The organism is Aliiroseovarius sp. S1123 (genome assembly GCF_023015885.1).
In the GTDB taxonomy this organism is placed as follows: domain Bacteria; phylum Pseudomonadota; class Alphaproteobacteria; order Rhodobacterales; family Rhodobacteraceae; genus Aliiroseovarius.
In genome coordinates this window covers 285341-303479 of record NZ_JALKBE010000003.1, presented here as the reverse complement: position 1 = coordinate 303479, position 18139 = coordinate 285341, and the positions used below count along the sequence as shown (strand labels likewise).

Annotated in this window: 21 protein-coding genes; 11 read left to right on the top strand and 10 right to left on the bottom strand. The window is 57.8% G+C overall.

Features of this window, described 5'->3' with window-relative positions:
* Position 1 precedes the first annotated feature (1 nt).
* Both MWU53_RS08280 and MWU53_RS08275 read right to left on the bottom strand, forming a co-directional pair.
* Positions 2-1030, bottom strand: a complete 1029-nt coding sequence (locus tag MWU53_RS08280) for an MltA domain-containing protein (protein ID WP_247092310.1) — start codon at positions 1028-1030, stop codon at positions 2-4.
* Positions 1030-1689: a Tim44/TimA family putative adaptor protein gene (locus MWU53_RS08275; RefSeq protein ID WP_247092308.1), complete on the bottom strand. Its 660-nt coding sequence runs from the start codon at positions 1687-1689 to the stop codon at positions 1030-1032. The genes MWU53_RS08280 and MWU53_RS08275 overlap by 1 nt, the downstream gene beginning before the upstream one ends.
* A 105-nt stretch (positions 1690-1794) precedes the next feature.
* Between MWU53_RS08275 and MWU53_RS08270 the strand changes: the two genes are divergently transcribed.
* Complete coding sequence (locus tag MWU53_RS08270; RefSeq protein WP_247092306.1) at positions 1795-2298, top strand: FxsA family protein; 504 nt, start codon at positions 1795-1797, stop codon at positions 2296-2298.
* Here the strand turns inward: MWU53_RS08270 and idi are convergent.
* Positions 2278-2799, bottom strand: a complete 522-nt coding sequence (gene idi / locus MWU53_RS08265) for an isopentenyl-diphosphate delta-isomerase (RefSeq protein WP_247092304.1) — start codon at positions 2797-2799, stop codon at positions 2278-2280. The genes MWU53_RS08270 and idi overlap by 21 nt on opposite strands.
* Before the next feature lie 104 nt (positions 2800-2903).
* On the opposite strand from idi, the gene secB reads away from it, so the two are divergent.
* Positions 2904-3395 (top strand): protein-export chaperone SecB, encoded by a 492-nt coding sequence (gene secB, locus MWU53_RS08260; protein ID WP_247092302.1) that lies wholly within the window; start codon positions 2904-2906, stop codon positions 3393-3395.
* A gap of 12 nt (positions 3396-3407) precedes the next feature.
* On the opposite strand, the gene dnaQ is transcribed toward secB, so the two are convergent.
* Genes dnaQ through MWU53_RS08240 form a run of 4 tightly spaced genes read right to left on the bottom strand, consistent with a single transcriptional unit; the run spans position 3408 to position 6157 of the window.
* Positions 3408-4139, bottom strand: coding sequence for a DNA polymerase III subunit epsilon (gene dnaQ, locus MWU53_RS08255; protein WP_247092299.1), 732 nt, complete (start codon positions 4137-4139; stop codon positions 3408-3410).
* A complete protein-coding gene (coaE, locus tag MWU53_RS08250; protein WP_247092297.1) occupies positions 4132-4728 on the bottom strand; it encodes a dephospho-CoA kinase in 597 nt (198 codons plus the stop codon). Before coaE ends, dnaQ begins: the two co-directional genes overlap by 8 nt.
* Positions 4725-5561: a shikimate dehydrogenase gene (locus MWU53_RS08245; RefSeq protein ID WP_247092295.1), complete on the bottom strand. Its 837-nt coding sequence runs from the start codon at positions 5559-5561 to the stop codon at positions 4725-4727. Before MWU53_RS08245 ends, coaE begins: the two co-directional genes overlap by 4 nt.
* Positions 5558-6157, bottom strand: coding sequence for a Maf family nucleotide pyrophosphatase (locus tag MWU53_RS08240; protein WP_247092293.1), 600 nt, complete (start codon positions 6155-6157; stop codon positions 5558-5560). Before MWU53_RS08240 ends, MWU53_RS08245 begins: the two co-directional genes overlap by 4 nt.
* Before the next feature lie 393 nt (positions 6158-6550).
* Between MWU53_RS08240 and MWU53_RS08235 the strand changes: the two genes are divergently transcribed.
* From MWU53_RS08235 to MWU53_RS08205, 7 genes are all read left to right on the top strand, one after another.
* Positions 6551-7000, top strand: coding sequence for a CopD family protein (locus MWU53_RS08235; RefSeq protein WP_247092291.1), 450 nt, complete (start codon positions 6551-6553; stop codon positions 6998-7000).
* 125 nt (positions 7001-7125) lie between these two features.
* Entirely contained in the window at positions 7126-8397 is a 1272-nt protein-coding gene (rho, locus tag MWU53_RS08230; protein WP_247092289.1) for a transcription termination factor Rho, read from the top strand.
* A 28-nt stretch (positions 8398-8425) separates the two neighbouring features.
* Positions 8426-9715 (top strand): tRNA uridine-5-carboxymethylaminomethyl(34) synthesis GTPase MnmE, encoded by a 1290-nt coding sequence (gene mnmE, locus MWU53_RS08225; protein WP_247092287.1) that lies wholly within the window; start codon positions 8426-8428, stop codon positions 9713-9715.
* A 27-nt stretch (positions 9716-9742) separates the two neighbouring features.
* The gene (mnmG, locus tag MWU53_RS08220; protein WP_247092285.1) at positions 9743-11611 is read left to right on the top strand and encodes a tRNA uridine-5-carboxymethylaminomethyl(34) synthesis enzyme MnmG; all 1869 of its coding nucleotides are present in this window, start codon (positions 9743-9745) and stop codon (positions 11609-11611) included.
* Positions 11608-12228 (top strand): 16S rRNA (guanine(527)-N(7))-methyltransferase RsmG, encoded by a 621-nt coding sequence (rsmG, locus tag MWU53_RS08215; RefSeq protein WP_247092283.1) that lies wholly within the window; start codon positions 11608-11610, stop codon positions 12226-12228. The genes mnmG and rsmG overlap by 4 nt, the downstream gene beginning before the upstream one ends.
* A complete protein-coding gene (locus MWU53_RS08210; protein ID WP_247092281.1) occupies positions 12221-13012 on the top strand; it encodes an AAA family ATPase in 792 nt (263 codons plus the stop codon). Before rsmG ends, MWU53_RS08210 begins: the two co-directional genes overlap by 8 nt.
* A gap of 13 nt (positions 13013-13025) precedes the next feature.
* Positions 13026-13913 (top strand): ParB/RepB/Spo0J family partition protein, encoded by an 888-nt coding sequence (locus MWU53_RS08205; protein WP_247092279.1) that lies wholly within the window; start codon positions 13026-13028, stop codon positions 13911-13913.
* On the opposite strand, the gene hemW is transcribed toward MWU53_RS08205, so the two are convergent.
* The 3 genes from hemW to rph are packed head-to-tail and all read right to left on the bottom strand — an operon-like array spanning position 13910 to position 16378.
* Entirely contained in the window at positions 13910-15067 is a 1158-nt protein-coding gene (gene hemW, locus MWU53_RS08200) for a radical SAM family heme chaperone HemW (RefSeq protein WP_247092277.1), read from the bottom strand. The genes MWU53_RS08205 and hemW overlap by 4 nt on opposite strands.
* Positions 15060-15668 (bottom strand): RdgB/HAM1 family non-canonical purine NTP pyrophosphatase, encoded by a 609-nt coding sequence (gene rdgB, locus MWU53_RS08195; RefSeq protein WP_247092275.1) that lies wholly within the window; start codon positions 15666-15668, stop codon positions 15060-15062. The genes hemW and rdgB overlap by 8 nt, the downstream gene beginning before the upstream one ends.
* Positions 15668-16378, bottom strand: a complete 711-nt coding sequence (rph, locus tag MWU53_RS08190; RefSeq protein ID WP_247092273.1) for a ribonuclease PH — start codon at positions 16376-16378, stop codon at positions 15668-15670. Before rph ends, rdgB begins: the two co-directional genes overlap by 1 nt.
* Before the next feature lie 70 nt (positions 16379-16448).
* On the opposite strand from rph, the gene hrcA reads away from it, so the two are divergent.
* Together hrcA and MWU53_RS08180 are read left to right on the top strand one after the other, a co-directional pair.
* A complete protein-coding gene (gene hrcA / locus MWU53_RS08185) occupies positions 16449-17510 on the top strand; it encodes a heat-inducible transcriptional repressor HrcA (RefSeq protein ID WP_247092271.1) in 1062 nt (353 codons plus the stop codon).
* Between the two features lie 81 nt (positions 17511-17591).
* Complete coding sequence (locus tag MWU53_RS08180; RefSeq protein ID WP_247092530.1) at positions 17592-18095, top strand: nucleotide exchange factor GrpE; 504 nt, start codon at positions 17592-17594, stop codon at positions 18093-18095.
* The last annotated feature ends 44 nt before the right edge of the window (positions 18096-18139 follow it).

Sequence of the window (18139 nt, the reverse complement as noted above, 5' to 3'; positions counted from 1 at the left end):
GTCACTGATCCTCGGGCAAAAGCGCATAGGCGCGCTGGATGGGAAGCAGCACATACATGCGCCCGTCATCTTTGATCTTGCCCGCCAGCTTTCCGGCCTGATCGCCAGTGCCCCAAAAAATATCCGCCCGCTGCGCGCCCTTGACCCGCGAGCCCGTATCCTGCGCGACCATCAATCGACGAAACGGCTCGGTCCCGTCTTTTTCCAGCCAGATCGGCGCGCCCAGTGGTGTGTATTTCGGATCAACCGCCAGCGACCGGTGCGCTGTGATGGATCGGTTCATCGCCCCCAGCGGACCTTTGCTGGCGGACACATCCCCGATCTTGCGAAAGAACACATAGGACGGGTTGGACATCAAAAGGTCGTGCCCCGCTTCCGGATTGCGCCGCACCCAGTTCTTGATCACCGCCTGCGAGACCTGATGCTCGTTATAGATGCCCCGCCGGACCAGTTCTTTCCCCAGCGACATGAAGCTGTGCCCGTTCGAGCCGCCATAGCCCAGACGGATACTGCTACCATCGGGCAGACGAATACGGCCCGAGCCTTGGATCTGCAGGAATTGAAGGTCAACCGGATCCGCAACCCAAGCGATTTCCAGCCCACGACCCTTCATCACGTCGCCGTCTTCGATGTCGCGGCGTGGTAGCCACACTTGGCCAATGACCTCGCGCGGCTTGGCGTAGACCGGATAGCGATAGACCGAGGTCTGAACCCGCGAGCCTTTCAGCTCGGGTTCGAAATACGCGGTGAACAGGGGGGTATTACCGTCCTCGATCAGAAGGGGGCGGAAAAACAGCTCGAAGAAGGCTTTTCCGTCATCCTGCGTTTGCGCCAAGGCACAGATCGGTCGCCACTGCGGGTCGTCCAGATCCCGACACGTGTCCAGAAACACACGCAGTGCATCTTGATGGTTGTCATCGTTCCAACCATCAAGTTCTTCAAACGGAACAAGAGTTATGCGCGCGTCTTCCAGACCAGCATAGGCAGGCATGCCCAAAAGGGCCAGCGCACATGCCAGCCCCCGAAACATCAGCCACCCGTGGCGACAAGTTGCCAGTTCGGGTTGTCCGAGCCCATGATACGGGCAAAGGTCCAAACGTCTTTCTGACGCTTAACCTCGTTCGGGTTACCCTCGATGATGTCGCCGCCCTTGTCACGTACGATCGAGGTCAGCTCGCCCACGAATTTCACGGTGATCTCACCTTCGCGGGTGGTGGTATCAAACGCAGCTTCTTCCAGCTTCAGCTCGCGCACGCCAACAAAATTGGCTTCGACCGACAGGCCTTGCGCTTCGCGGGCTTCAACCACGCTGGCGAAGGTTTCGTACACTTCTTCCGACAGGAAAGGCTGGATCTTGGACATCTCGCCCGCTTCGAACCCCATCAGGATCATTTCATAAGCACCGCGCGCGCCGCCCAGAAACTCGCCAACATTAAAGCTGGGCTCGTTGGTTTTCATGGCAGCAAGCGCCAAAGCCGACGGGCTGCCCTCTTCTGCGTGATCCAGAATGTCCCGATCCGGGCCACCTTCGATCACTTCAAGGTTGCTGCGGTCCAGTCGCCGATTGTCCTGACGCGGCACAACGGGCTTCTCGAACCCCTCGCGCGTGCCAAGCACATCGCGCAGGCGCAAAATCAAAAACAGGGCAATACCGGCCAGTACAAGAAGCTGGATCAGGGAAGAGCTCATGGATACCTCTTTTCAAGCGCCATATGGAAACGCGTTCATCGGTGACATATGTAGGTGCAGTACCGGGCCAAGTCCACCGGTCACACGAAAAGGAGATCTTTTGCCATGTGGCTTTTTGCACTGTTCATCGCCGTTCCCCTGATCGAGATCGCTCTGTTCATCCAGGTTGGCGGTGCAATTGGTCTGTGGTGGACCCTTGGGATCGTTGTGTTAACCGCCGTTGTCGGCACCCAATTGATGCGTGCGCAGGGGGCACTTGCAATGTCGCAACTGCGCGACAGCTTTGGGCAGTTGAATGACCCGACCGAGCCACTGGCCCATGGCGCAATGATCCTGTTTTCCGGCGCGCTTCTGCTGACACCCGGCTTTTTCACTGATTTTGTGGGCTTTGCGCTGCTGATCCCTGCCGTGCGCAGCGCCATGTTCAACTGGGCGCGGTCACGTGTGAAGGTTCAAACATTCTCGATGGGGGGAATGGCAGATCAAGATGTACGCCGCCAGCCCGGGCAGGATGAAGATGTGATTGATGGGGATTTCACTGATGTGACGCCCGAAAAGCGTCCGACCCATCCCGGCGTCGAAGGCCCGTCAGGCTGGACCAAACACTGAGGCCGAATGCTTCGACATGTAGATTTTCAGCCATGGTGTGAACTGATCCGGGCTCTCGGCGATTTTCGTCTCTAACGCGCCACGATCCAGCCAATCCACGACCTGAACCTCATCCGGGTTCAGGTCCATTTCGGGGCGGGCGTCACAGTGAATGACGAAGAGATCGACGACCTCGTGCTCGATCAACCCGCCACCCACATCCGCGCGATATTCCAAGTTTTCAACCCAGACCGGATCGACGCCTGTGATCCCCAGCTCTTCCTCCAGCCGGCGGATCGCGCAGAACCGCGGGTCTTCCCCCCAATACGGATGGGTGCAGCAGGTGTTCGCCCACAGGTTCGGCGTGTGATATTTCCCCGCCGCGCGCTGCTGAATCAGCACCTGACCATCGCAGATCAGAAACACGGACACGGCTTTGTGCCGAAGCCCTTTCACATGCGCTTCAAGCTTTTCGACCGGGGTCAGGGTGCCGTCCACCCATGTTGGGATCATCGTTGTCATGGCGCGCTGATAGCGTCAAATTCGCTCTGACGAAACCCTTAGTTGAGGGTCCCCTCCCAACCTGATAAGGACATCTCCGACAGTTTTTCCTGAAGGAGACAGACATGGCCGACGAAGCCACCCCACAGACTCCCCCCACTCCGCCTAAGATGCAGGTTCTGGGCCAATTCATTCGCGATATGTCGTTTGAAAACATTCTGGCGCAAAAAGGCATTCAGGGCGAAGTACAGCCCGACATCAGTGTTGAAGTTGCGTTGGACGCCAAGAAACGCCCGACGGATCACCAGTTCGAAGTGATCACGAAATACACGATCGGCTCGAAAAACAAGGCAAGCGGCGAACAGCTGTTCCTGATGGAGCTGGAATATTCGGGCATCTTCCACGTTGAGAACGTCCCGGAAGAGCAGCTGCACCCGTTCCTGATGATCGAATGCCCGCGCATGCTGTTCCCGTTCGTGCGTCGCATCGTGTCGGACGTGACCCGTGACGGTGGCTTCCCGCCGCTGAACCTGGACACCGTCGACTTCCTGGCCCTGTACCGTCAGGAAATCGAACGCCGCGCTGCGGCCGAGCAGGCAGGCGCTCCGATTAGCTGATCTGCCAAGAAGTTACTGAAACTTCTTCCAAATTGCACCGTCGCCCAGCTTTTCCACGAAAGCATCATGGGCGGCGGTTTCTTTTTCGTGGATCCGGGACGGCAGGGGTTCTGGACGCGGGCGCGGGCGCCAATCGTTGTTTGCACCGCCAGAACCCGAGGTCGCCTGATTTCCCGCCAGAACAAGGTCCGGCTGACGGCCCCCGATCAGTTCCAGATAGACTTCGGCCAGAATTTCACTGTCCAAAAGTGCGCCGTGCAGCGTCCGGGATGTGTTGTCGATCGCATAGCGGCGGCAGAGCGCATCCAATGACGCGGGCGAGCCGGGAAATTTGCTGCGGGCCATCGCCAGCGTATCCAAAGCGCGCTCCCACGGGATTTGCGGCAGACCCATCCATTTCAGCTCGGCATTCAGGAATTTCATGTCGAAGCTGGCGTTATGGATCACCAGCTGCGCATCGCCTATGAAGTCCAAGAACGCTTGCCCGACCTCTTTGAAGATCGGCTTATCTTTCAGGATCACTTCGCCCGGTTCGGCGGGGCGGGGGCTGGCCAGCAGATCAGGGCCGATGCCGTGCACACTGAAGGCTTCGTCCGGCATACCGCGTTCGGGGTTGATATACTGGTGATAGGTCCGCCCAGTCGGCATGTGGTTCATCAGCTCAAGGCACCCGATTTCCACAATCCGGTCGCCACTTTGGGGATCAAAGCCGGTGGTTTCGGTGTCGAGGACGATCTCACGCATCCAACTGCTCCTTCACATGGGCGATAACCTCGTCCACTGCGGCACGCGCGCCGTCCAGTGTTTCGGTCGGAATGATCACATCCGCGCGGGCGCGTTTGTCGGCATCTGGGACCTGTTTGGCCAGAATAGTCTCGAATTGTGCTTCCGTCATGGTGCCGCGCGCCAGCACGCGGTCGCGCTGTAATTCAGCAGGGGCCGAGACGACGACGACGAGATCCACATGTTCATGCGCGCCGATTTCAAACAGAAGCGGCATGTCCAGAAGGACGATGGGCGAGGTGCTGTCGGCCAGAAATTCCGCCCGGTCCTGTCCGACCAGCGGATGCACAATGCCTTCCAGCTTTTTCAGCGCATCTGCGTCTTTCGACATCCAGTCTTTCAACACATCGCGGCTAACGGCGCCATCAATGATCGCATCCGGACAGACCGCGCGGATCGGTTCGACCGCCGCACCGCCCACGTCATATATCCGGTGCACCGCCGCATCCGCGTCCCAGATCGGAACGCCGGCATCGGCAAACATTTTCGCAGTGGTGGATTTCCCCATCCCGATCGAGCCAGTCAGCCCGATAATAAACGGCCCGCTCATACGCCCAGAACCGCGTGGCGCAGCGCGTCATCGACGACGGGGCGTGTGCCGAACCAGCGTTCGAACCCGGGAACGGCTTGGTGCAGAAGCATTCCAAGACCATCGACCACGTGACAACCGGCGGCCTCGGCCTGTTGCAGAAAATCGGTTTTCAGCGGGGAATAGACCAGATCATTCACGACCGCGCCCGGCATCAAACCATCCAGTGGCACACGAAACTCGGGCTTTCCGGTCATACCCAGCGACGACGTGTTCACAACCGTCACCGCATCATCCAGCATATTGCCCGCCTGAACCCAGTCATACACCACGATCCGGGCGCCAAATTCTGCGCGTAAGGCGTCCGCACGGGCGCGGGTGCGGTTGGCCAGGCGGATTTCAGGCACACCAAGTTCAATCAGTGACGCCAAAATGGCGCGCGCAGCGCCGCCTGCTCCGAAAACAGCAGCGGGTCCGGTTTCCGGCGCCCATTCCGGCGCGGATTGGCGGAGGTTCTGTGTAAATCCAAATCCATCAGTGTTGTCTGCGTGGATTTTGCCATCATCGCGGAAGATCAGCGTATTCGCCGCCCCGATCAGCGCCGCGCGGTCGGTGACGATGTCGGCCAGCTTCAGCACGGCCTCTTTATGGGGGATCGTGACATTCAAACCGACAAAACCAGCTTTCGGCAGCGTCCGAATGACCGTTTCCAGATCATCCACCTCGACCCGCATCGGAATATAGTGGCCTGCCAGTCCCATCGTGCGCAGCCAATGGCCATGCAGCCTTGGGGACAAAGAGTGCTCGATCGGGTTACCAATGACGCCCGCCAGGGGAATTCGTGTGTCGCTCATATCTTAAGATCTCCTCGCACGATCAGATATGACAGAAGCTCGGTCAGGGGCAAACCCAACACGTTGAAATAGTCGCCGTCCACCTTGGCAAACAGCCGCACACCTTCTTCTTCCAGCTTATAGGCGCCGACCGAATGGCGGATGCTGTCCCAGTTTCGGTCAACGTAGTCTTCAATGTAACCACTTGATAGTTCGCGCATTTTCAAACGAACCAAGCCCACATGCCGCCAAATCGGCTTGCCGTCTTCGTAAAGCACGGCGGCAGAGAGCAGCCGATGCACTTTGCCAGACATCGCCGCCAACTGAGCGCGCGCTTCTTCGGGGTCTTTGGGTTTGGACAGCACCTTCTGTTCCAGCTCGGCCACCTGATCGCAGCCCAGAACCAGAGACCCCCAATGTTTCTCGCTGATCTTGCGGGCTTTAAACTCGGCCAGCGCGTCGGCAAGATCGCGCGGGCTAGCCCCTTCGGCTTCAAGCGAGGCGCGGATCATCTCTTCATCGATGCGGGCGGGGATGATGTCGAAGTCGATACCTGCGTTACGCAACAGATCGGCGCGGATCTGCGAAGCGGACGCCAGGATCAGGGAAGCGGTCATGTGATAACCCTGTGGAAAAACTCTGTGTAATCCTGTTCTGGAATCAGCAGATAACTCGGCCCGCCCCAGAACAGCTGGATAAGTCCCACCTTTACTAAGATGGTTTTCACAATTCTTCCACTGTTGGTTTTTGCCCAACGCACCCCGTGGGCGAATCCCCAGAGCGTGAATTCATCCCTGCACTTATCCCCAGATCGTAAACGCACATTTTCCTGTGAAACAACGGCGAAAAGATTCCGTCCAGATTCCGGGTCGCCGTTTATCCACCTGTGAATAAATCACGGGACAGATCAATAATCCCCGTTATCCACAGGCCTAACAACAACATCATCTTTTCTTCTTCTTTATTTAATTTATGAAGATCGAAGCGGCATCGCATGTAAGAGGCTTAGAATGGGTGACTTTCTGTCAGACGCGTATTTCTGGACGAAATCGCTGCACATCGTATCCGTGATCGCATGGATGGCGGGCCTGTTCTATTTGCCGCGCCTGTTCGTCTATCATGTCGAGGTCGTGGGATCGGGCAATGAAACAGATGATCTGTTCCAAACGATGGAGCGCCGGCTTCTGAAAGCGATTATGAACCCGGCCATGATCACCTCGTGGATCTTTGGTCTGTGCCTTGTGGCAACGCCTGGTGTCGTTGACTGGTCGTTGATCTGGCCCTGGACCAAGGGGATCTCGATCATCGGCATGACATGGTTTCACATGTGGTTGGCTGCGCGACGCAAAGATTTCATGTCGGGCACCAATACGCTGACCGGTCGGCGCTATCGCATGATGAACGAAGTCCCGACGCTTTTGATGATCGTCATCGTCTTCTCGGTCGTGTTCAAATACTGATTTTGTTGACTCGCGGGCGTCCAGCGCGTATCTGACCTGTCAAGCAGGCCGTCCGGCCATGTGTTTTTCCCAACTCGACATAGACCGCGCGTAGGCGCCGTCATGATCTATTTCCGAGATATTCCATGTCTGAAAACCGTCTGAACCTATCCGATCTTAAAGCCAAAAGCCCGAAAGAGCTGGTGACCATGGCTGAAGAGCTCGAGATTGAAAACGCCTCGACCATGCGTAAAGGGGACATCATGTTCTCGATCCTGCGCGAGCGCGCGGATGAAGAATGGACCATCGGCGGGGATGGCGTGCTGGAAGTGCTGCAAGATGGCTTTGGCTTTCTGCGGTCGCCTGAAGCAAACTATCTTCCCGGTCCCGATGACATCTATGTCTCACCTGACATGATCCGCCAGTATTCGCTGCGCACCGGGGACACTGTTGAAGCTGTCATTCAAGCGCCGGGCGAGAACGAGAACTACTTTGCTATCACCAAGGTCGAACGCATTAACTTTGCAGATCCTGAAGATGCTAAGCACAAAGTTGCGTTCGACAACCTGACACCTCTGTATCCGGATGAGCGTCTGAAGATGGAGATCGAAGATCCCACCATCAAAGACCGTTCGGCCCGCGTGATCGATCTGGTTGCCCCGATCGGCAAAGGCCAGCGTTCGCTGATCGTGGCCCCGCCGCGTACGGGTAAGACGGTGATCCTGCAAAACATCGCCCACTCGATCGAAAAGAACCACCCCGAGTGCTATCTGATCGTTCTTCTGATCGACGAACGCCCGGAAGAGGTGACGGACATGCAGCGGTCCGTGAAAGGCGAGGTTGTGTCTTCGACCTTCGACGAACCCGCAACCCGTCACGTGGCCGTATCTGAAATGGTAATCGAGAAAGCCAAGCGCTTGGTCGAACATAAACGCGACGTTGTGATCCTGCTGGACTCGATCACCCGTCTAGGCCGCGCGTTCAACACGACGGTTCCGTCCTCGGGTAAGGTTCTGACCGGTGGTGTCGACGCCAACGCGCTGCAACGCCCGAAGCGTTTCTTTGGTGCGGCACGTAACATCGAAGAGGGCGGCTCGCTGACCATCATCGCGACCGCGCTGATCGATACTGGGTCGCGCATGGACGAAGTGATCTTTGAAGAATTCAAAGGCACCGGCAACAGCGAGATCGTTCTGGATCGCAAGATTGCAGACAAGCGCGTCTTCCCTGCCATCGACATTCTGAAATCTGGCACACGGAAAGAAGACCTGTTGGTCAATCCGAAAGACCTGCAGAAAACCTATGTCCTGCGCCGCATTCTGAACCCGATGGGTACCACGGACGCGATCGAGTTCCTGATCTCGAAGCTGAAGCAGACCAAGTCGAATTCAGATTTCTTCGACTCGATGAACACTTAATATTTAACTAATACAATAGGTTAGTCCAATGGACACGATCTATGCTCTTGCCAGTGCCCGCGGGAAAGCGGGCGTCGCGGTGGTCCGGATTTCCGGGCCACATGCGTTTCCGGCGGCCCGTGCTTTGGCAGGCGATCTGCCTGCGCCGCGCCGCGCCGGATTGCGCCGTCTGACAAGCGCGGATGGGGCGCTGTTGGACGAAGCCTTGGTGCTGCTGTTTGAAGTGGGCTCCAGCTTCACTGGCGAAGACGTGGTCGAGCTTCAGTTGCACGGGTCGACCGCCGTCGTTCGCGCGGTGCTGGCCGAGCTGTCAAAGCAAGATGGGCTGCGCCCCGCCGAGCCCGGAGAGTTCACCCGCCGTGCGCTTGAGAACGAATGCCTTGATCTGGCGCAGGTAGAGGGGCTTTCTGACCTTCTGGACGCCGAGACCGAGGCACAGCGCAAGCAGGCCGTAGGCGTCCTCTCTGGCGCTCTGGGAGACCTCGCAGGCGCATGGCGTACCGACCTGATCCGCGCCGCTGCACTGTTGGAAGCGACGATTGATTTCGCAGATGAAGACGTGCCCGTCGACGTCTCGCCCGAGGTGAATGCGCTCTTGGACACGACGTTGGAAAGTCTTGAGCGCGAGACTGCCGGAACCCGAATTGCCGAGCGCATCCGCGAGGGGTTCGAGGTCGCTATCGTGGGCCGTCCCAATGCCGGGAAGTCCACGCTTCTGAACGCACTGGCGGGGCGTGAGGCGGCGATCACCTCGGATATTGCTGGGACCACCCGCGACGTGATCGAAGTGCATATGGAGCTTGCAGGGCTTCCTGTGACCGTGCTGGACACCGCTGGTGTACGCGACACCGACGATCAGGTTGAAGCCATCGGCGTCGCCCGTGCGCTGGAGCGTGCGAAGGCGGCGGACCTGCGGGTCTTCCTGCTGGAAGGGCCCGATGATCAGCCCGCGATGGACCCTCTGAAAGATGACCTTGTGGTGCACGGAAAGGCCGATCTTGGCACTTCTGGAGATCTGGTTGTCTCGGGGAAAACCGGGCAGGGGATGGATCTTCTGGTGCAAAGGATCTCGTCCGTTCTGGAAACTCGGGTTCAGGGCGCAGGGATCGCCACGCGTGAACGGCACCGCATCGCGATGGAGCGTGCGCTGTACTCTTTGGAAGATGCGCGAATCGAGGTACAACACGGCCCCGAACGCGCCGAATTTGCCGCAGAAGAAATCAGAACCGCCATCCGGGCTCTTGATAGTCTTGTCGGCCATGTCGATGTAGAGCATCTGCTGGACGAGATCTTTTCCAGCTTCTGTCTTGGAAAATAGCGTGTGCGTAGCGAAGGAGTGTTTCACGTGAAACATCTGGATTTCGATGTGATTGTTGTTGGGGGCGGGCACGCGGGTGCCGACGCTGCCCACGCGAGCGCGCGCATGGGCGCGAAGACGGCGCTGATCACATTGCGCAAAGAAGACTTGGGTGTGATGTCCTGTAACCCTGCCATTGGTGGGTTGGGTAAAGGACATTTGGTGCGCGAGATCGATGCGCTGGACGGCTTGATGGGCCGCGTCGCAGATCAGGCCGGCATCCAGTTTCGGCTGCTCAACCGCCGCAAAGGTCCCGCCGTACAGGGCCCGCGTGCGCAAGCAGACCGTGCGATTTATCGCAAAGCCATGTCGGCCGAGATCCTGTCGACCGAGGGTCTGACCTTGATCGAAGGCGAAACGACCGATCTGATCATGGACGGAGGTCGCGTCAGCGGCGTTGTGCTTCAGGATGGATCACAGCTGCATGCGGGTGCCGTGGTTCTGACCACAGGCACATTTCTACGCGGGATCATTCACATCGGCGACAAGCAAAGCCAAGGCGGCCGCATGGGGGATCGCCCGTCGGTCAAGCTGGCAGAGCGCATCGATTCCTTTGGGCTTCCGCTCGGCCGCCTGAAAACGGGCACCCCGCCACGCCTTAACGGGAAAACGATCAACTGGGACATTCTGGACACGCAGCCAGGCGATGATGATCCCGCGATGTTTTCCTTTATGAACAAGTCGCCCATCGCGCGGCAGATCTCTTGCGGTATCACCCATACGAACGCGCAAACCCATGACATCATTCGTGCCAATCTGGATCGCTCCGCCATGTATGGCGGGCATATCGACGGTGTTGGCCCGCGCTATTGCCCGTCGATCGAAGATAAAATCGTGCGCTTTGCGGACAAGGAAAGCCATCAGGTGTTCCTTGAACCGGAAGGTCTGGACGATGACACGGTGTATCCGAATGGGATCAGCACCTCTCTGCCAGTCGAGGTTCAGGAAAACTACGTGCGTTCGATCGTCGGACTTGAGCAGGTAGAGATCCTTCAGCCCGGCTATGCCATTGAATATGACTACGTCGATCCGCGATCCCTGACGGAAACGCTGTCTTTGCGGGATGTGCCCGGCCTGTATCTGGCCGGACAGATCAACGGCACCACCGGATACGAAGAGGCTGCGGCGCAAGGGTTGGTCGCCGGCACCAACGCAGCGCTGGCGGTACAGGGCAGGGATCCGGTGATCTTTTCGCGCTCGAACTCCTATATCGGCGTGATGATTGACGACTTGATTACACGCGGCGTGACCGAGCCCTATCGCATGTTTACCTCGCGTGCTGAGTACCGCTTGTCGCTGCGTGCGGATAATGCGGATCAACGCCTGACGCCGCTTGGGATCGAACTTGGATTGGTGAAAGATGCGCGCAAATCGGCGTTTGAAGCGAAGCGTGACGCCCTGTCGCGCGCGAAAGAACAGCTGACGTTGACTACGTACACCCCACAAGATCTTGTGGGCCTTGATCGTAATGTGCGCAAGGATGGTACTCGACGCACTGCCTACGAACTTCTCGCGTTCCCCGATATGAGCTTTGAAAAGCTGGTTCAACTGGACGCCGCATTGGATCAGATTGACGATGAAGTGAAGCTTCAGGTCGCGCGCGATGCGCTGTATGCGAACTATATCGAGCGTCAGCAGAAAGATGTCGAAGCTTTGAAGCGAGACGAGGCGCACGTGATCCCAGACGATTTCAGCTATTCTGGGCTGAGCGGCCTTTCGAACGAGCTCGCGTCGAAGCTACAAGCGGCCCGTCCGCGTACTTTGGCCCATGCCAGCCGTGTTGAAGGGATGACCCCAGCAGCCTTGACGTTGCTTTTGTCGAAGATTCGCCAGTTCGAGCGGAAGCGCACAGCATGAATCACGCCGAATTTCAGCGTCACGTCGATGTTTCACGTGAAACATTCGAGCGCCTCGAAGCCTATGTCGCCTTGATGAAGAAGTGGAATTCGGCGATTAATTTGGTTTCACCCAGTACAATCTCAGAAATCTGGACGCGCCACATTCTTGATTCGGCCCAGATATATGGACTTGAACCGGAAAGCCCCAATATATGGTGTGATCTGGGATCGGGCGGGGGGCTACCAGCTTTGGTCGTTGCGATTATGGCGAAGGATGCCAACCCCGATCTTTTGGTGACCTGCATCGAAAGCGACTTGCGCAAGGCGACCTTTCTACGGACCGTCGCGCGCGAGCTGGAATTGAATCTATCCGTTCTGTCTGAGCGAATCGAAAAAGCCGAGCCTCAGAACGCCGATGTTCTGTCAGCACGCGCATTGGCGTCTCTGGATGCGCTTTGTGGCTTTGCCGAGCGTCACTTGAAGGCCGGCGGCGTTGCCATTTTCCCCAAGGGTGAAAACTATCGTCAGGAAATCGACGAAGCCCTTGAAAACTGGTCGTTTCAGCTTGATACATATCCCAGCAAGACCCATCCAAGCGCCGTTATTCTGAAGATTAAGGAAATCTCACGTGTCTGACCCATTCCAAGTACGCGGGCCGAAGATTATTGCCATCACCAACCAAAAGGGCGGGGTTGGGAAGACAACAACAACCATCAATCTGGGTGCGGGGCTGGCCGAGGCCGGAAAGCGCGTTCTTCTGATCGATCTGGACCCTCAGGGCAACGCATCGACCGGATTGGGCGTTTCCGCCGACGACCGCGAGATGAGCACCTATGACCTTCTGCTGGAAGAAGCATCGGTGTTGGACGTCATCCAGAAAACCAGCATCGAGAATCTGCTGATTTCACCCGCGACAACTGACTTGTCCTCGGCGGATATCGAGCTGGTTTCGAATGAGAAGCGTAGCCACCTTTTGCGTGACGCATTGCGAGATGTTGCGTTAGAGCAGCTTGATCTTGACTATATCTTGATTGATTGCCCGCCGTCTTTGAACCTTCTGACGGTCAACGCGCTGGTCGCGGCCGACAGTGTTCTGATCCCGTTGCAAAGCGAATTCTTTGCGTTGGAAGGGCTGTCGCAGCTTCTTTTGACCGTACGCGAGGTGCGCCAAGCCGCAAATCCTGACCTGCGGATCGAAGGTGTTGTGTTGACCATGTATGACAGCCGCAACAACTTGTCCCGTCAGGTCGAGGCTGACGCGCGCGAGAACCTGGGCGAATTGGTGTTCACGACCATGATTCCGCGCAATGTCCGCGTCAGCGAGGCGCCCTCTTTCGCACTGCCTGTGTTGATGTATGATCCGACGTCCAAGGGAAGCCGGGCCTATCGCAACTTGGCTGCGGAACTGATCAAACGTTAATCGGAGACGAGTAATGAGCAAACCAACTAAGAATCGCGGCCTGGGCCGCGGCTTGTCGGCCCTGATGGCGGATGTGGTTGTCGAGGATTCGTCCAAGGATACATCGCCCGAACCGCGTCGCGCCGACATGATGGTTCCGATTGAGAAGATCAAACCAAACCCCGAACAGCCGCGCCGCACCTTTACGCAGGAACAGCTGGACGATCTTGCGGCCTCGGTGAAGGAAAAGGGGGTGATCCAGCCCCTAATCGTGCGTCCACGGCCCGGTGTGGAAGGTGAATACGAGATTGTCGCGGGTGAACGCCGCTGGCGCGCGTCTCAGATGGCAAAACTGCACCAATTGCCTGTCGTCATCCGGGAATATTCCGATACCGAGGCGCTGGAAGTCGCGATCATTGAGAACATTCAGCGCGCCGATCTGAACGCGATCGAAGAGGCTGCTGGTTATCGTGATCTGATGGACCGGTTTGGGCACACGCAGGAGAAGGTCTCGGAAGCTCTGGGGAAAAGCCGTTCGCATATCGCGAACCTTTTGCGCCTTCTGAACCTGCCTGACGATGTTCAGGCCTTTGTGCGCGACGGACAACTGACGGCGGGTCACGCGCGGACACTGGTCACGGCAGAGAACCCGTCGACCTTGGCGCGCGAGATCATCAACAAAGGTCTGTCGGTGCGTGCGGCCGAGAAGCTGGCGAAGGGAGGGGCCCCGCGTAAACCGCGCGCGGTAGGCCCAAAGACCGAGAAAGACGCCGACACCAAAGCGCTCGAGGCGGATCTGTCGGCGGCGACAGGCATGAAAGTTCAGATCGACCACAAAGCCGGAGGCGAGGCCGGAACGGTCACAATTCGCTATCAAAACCTCGATCAGCTGGACGATATCTGCGGAAAACTGTCCGTTTAGTCCGGCAAAAGCTCTCGCAAAATACCATTCAAAACGGGGCGGCCATTTTTGGTCGCCCTAAGTGTTTTCTGATCGACGGAAACCAGATCAAGTTCGATTAAGTCTTTGATTTTATTAATATCTAGCTGGGAATCAAACTGGGTTTTCAGGCGTTCTAGGTCGATCCCCTCAACGGTGCGAAGACCCATCAAAAGGTATTCTGTTACCTGTTCGGGCAGGGGAAGAGGTGCTCTCTCGCGCAGGTCAGCGTCCCCCAGTGCGTTCTCCAGCCATTTGCTCGGCGAGAGAGGGGTTTCCGTTCCCCACCTGTTCCCCCCAAAGGACAGCCGCCCATGTGCGCCGGGACCGATCCCGATCCAGTCTCCGCTGCGCCAATAGATCAAATTGTGCCGACTCTCTTCACCGGGACGCGCGTGGTTTGAGACTTCGTAGGCGGGCAGGCCGGCGGCTTCGGTGGCGTCCTGTGTGTGGAAGAACATGTCGACGGCCAGTTCTTCCTCGGGCAGGCCGGACAGTTTCCCCGCCTCGAACCGCGCGCCAAAGGCCGTGCCGGGTTCAATGGTCAGTTGGTAAAGCGATAGGTGATCCGGCGCGAAGCTAAGCGCGCGATCAAGTTCGGCCTGCCAGTCGGACAGGCTTTGATCCTGACGCGCATAGATCAGGTCAAAGTTCACGCGGTCGAAATGGGTGCGGGCAATGTCGAGCGCGCGCAGACCTTCGTCGACCGAATGCATCCGGCCCAGCTTGCGCAGGTCCGCGTCGTTCAGCGCCTGAAATCCCATCGAGACACGGTTTACGCCTGCGTTATGATAGCCTGCGAAATTCTGCGCCTCGATCGAGGTTGGGTTGGCCTCTAGCGTGATCTCGATGTCATTGGCGAAGGTCCACAGCTCTGCGGCCTTTTCGATGATCGCACCGACCGTCGCAGGGTCCATCAGGCTGGGGGTGCCACCGCCGAAATAGATCGAATCCAGTACACGACCGGGCGTTTCAGCCCCGTAGCGCGCCAGGTCCTTCAGATAGGCCGCCACCCATTCATCTTGGTTAATGGAGGCCGAGACATGGCTGTTGAAATCGCAATAGGGGCATTTGGCGGCGCAGAAGGGCCAGTGGACATACAGCCCAAAGCCCCCGATTTGCCAATTCTCAAGCAAAGGCGCCCTTCACCAGCTTGGCAAACGCATCGGCGCGGTGGCTCATCTGGTGCTTCTTGTCGGGGTCCATTTCGCCAAAGGTAATGTCAAAGCCTTCGGGTACGAAAATCGGGTCATAGCCAAACCCCTGATCGCCGCGCATGGGCCATGTCAGCGACCCCTCGACTTTGCCTTCGAAAACCTCGTCATGCCCATCGGGCCAGGCAAGGCACAAAGTGCAGCAAAACCGAGCCGTGCGGGGCAGGGGGGCGTTCTTTTCTTCCAGATGCGTCCAGGTTTTCTCCATCGCCATGGGGAAATCGCGCCCGTTCGGTGTTTCCGCCCAATCCGCGGTGTAAACACCCGGCGCGCCGTCCAGCGCGTCGACCATGATGCCGCTGTCATCGGACAGAGCGGGCAATCCGCTTGCTTTGGCGGCGAAATGGGCCTTGATCCGGGCGTTGCCGACGAAGGTGTCTTCGGTTTCTTCCGGTTCTTCCAAGCCCAGCGCGCCGGCTGAGGTGACGACGATGCCAAAAGGCTCTAACAAGGCGGAAATCTCGCGTAACTTGCCCGCATTGTGGGTCGCAACGACCAGTTTATCGCCGTCAAACTTCCGCATTATGCTGTCGCCTGAAGCTGTGCTGCGACCAGCTCGGACACGCCTTTGTCGGCCAGATCCATCAGCTGGTTCATTTGATCGCGGGTGAAGGTCGAACCCTCGGCCGACATCTGTACTTCGATCAGTTTAGGACCGCAAAGAACAAAGTTGCCATCCACTCCCGCTTCGCTGTCTTCCGGATAGTCCAGGTCCAGCACCGGCTGACCGGCATAGATGCCGCAAGACACGGCGGCGACCGGATCCATCAGCGGATCGGTGGTGATATCACCCGCTTTTAGCAGTTTGTTCACCGCCAGACGCAGGGCAACCCAACCGCCGGTGATCGCCGCACAGCGCGTGCCGCCATCGGCTTGGATCACGTCACAGTCGACGGTGATCTGACGCTCACCCAGGGCCACCAGATCGATGCCCGCACGCAGCGAGCGGCCGATCAGGCGCTGGATTTCAACGGTACGACCGCCTTGCTTGCCCGAGGCAGCCTCGCGACGCATGCGCGACCCGGTCGAACGGGGCAGCATGCCGTATTCTGCCGTCACCCAGCCCTTGCCAGAATTGCGCAGAAACGGGGGCACGCGGGTTTCAAGCGATGCGGTGCACAGCACATGCGTGTCGCCCACACGGATCATGCACGATCCCTCGGCGTGTTTTGTGACACCGGTCTCGATTGAAATCGGGCGCATTTGATCTAAATCTCGACCTGAGGGACGCATGGCTTCTTCCTTTGTTTCCGCTTTGAAAGCGTGATAGCCATGGGTCCGGCAAAAAGGCAAGGCTAAGCTGATGGCAGACGCTTCTGATTTGATGGAAGACATGAACGATCGCTCGCGCGAGGTCTTCCGCTGCATCGTTGAAAGCTATCTGGAAACCGGTGTACCGGTGGGCTCGCGCAGCCTGACGCGCAGCCTGACCGAGAACGTCAGCGCGGCGACCATTCGCAATGTGATGCAGGATCTAGAGTACATGGGGTTGTTGAACAGCCCGCATGTTTCGGCCGGGCGGATCCCGACCGAGCTTGGCTTGCGGATGTTCGTAGATGGGTTGTTGGAGGTGTCGGATCTGACGATGGACGATCGGCAGAAAATCGATGCAACCGTCGGAAATGAAAGCAATATCAACTCGATGATGGATCGGGTGGGCGCGGCTTTGTCCGGGATCACGGCGGGGGCCAGTCTGGTTCTGACACCCAAACACGAAGCGCCGATAAAGCATATCGAGTTCGTGTCGCTTGGCCCCGACCGCGCGCTTGCCGTGTTGGTCTTTGCGGATGGACATGTGGAAAATCGCGTGTTCGAACCGCCCGTGGGGCAAACCCCAAGTTCGATGCGGGAAGCGGCGAATTTTCTGAATGCTCTGGCCGAGGGCCGCACGATTTCCGAGCTTCAGCGGATTATCTCCACCGAAATCGTGAATCGTCGGCAAGAGCTCGACATCCTGGCGCAGGCTTTAATCGAAAGTGGCGCCGCAATATGGGAAAACGAAGGCCAGCCCTACGAGCGCCTGATCGTGCGCGGACGCTCGAATCTGCTGACCGAAGGCGGGCCCGAGGTCGATCTAGAGCGTATTCGCACCCTGTTTGACGACCTTGAGCGTAAGCGTGATATCGCCGAATTCCTTGATCTGGCCGATCAGGGCGAGGGCGTGCGCATTTTTATTGGGTCTGAGAACAAACTTTTCTCACTTTCGGGTTCCTCTTTGGTGGTTTCCCCTTATATGAACGCTGATCGAAAGATCATTGGTGCTGTGGGCGTGATTGGCCCGACGCGGCTGAACTATGGGCGGATTGTTCCGGTGGTGGACTATACCGCGCAATTGATCGGCAAAATGATCTCGGATCGAGGATAAAGGCCGAGGATAGAGGCAAAGACTATGACGGACGCGAAAACCGAACGCGCAGAGGACCTGGAGCCGGGCATCGACAAACTGATGACCGAAGAAGTGTCCATGGAAGACGAGGTGAGCCTCGAAGACGAGCTGATTGCCGCACGTGCAGAGCGTGACGAGATGAAAGATCGTTTCATGCGTGCGCTGGCGGATGCTGAAAACGCCCGTAAGCGTGGCGAACGTGACCGTCGCGAGGCTGAAAACTATGGTGGATCGAAGCTGGCCCGCGACATGCTGCCGGTATACGACAACATGAAGCGTGCCTTGGAGGCATCAAGCGAAGCTGGCGAAGCGGACAAGGCTCTGCTGGAAGGTGTCCAGCTGACCATGCGTGCGCTTCTGGGCATTTTCGACAAGCACGGCATTCATCTGCTGGCGCCGGAAGTTGGCGATAAGTTTGACCCCGAAGTGCATGAAGCGATGTTTGAAGCCCCGGTGCCCGGCACCAAAGCGGGCGACATCATTCAGGTGATGGCTGAAGGCTTCATGTTGCATGACCGCCTGCTGCGTCCGGCGCAGGTTGGCGTGTCGTCGACCCCCAAATAAGTCTCTAATTCACCACAAAACACTTAAACCGCCCTCGGATTTCC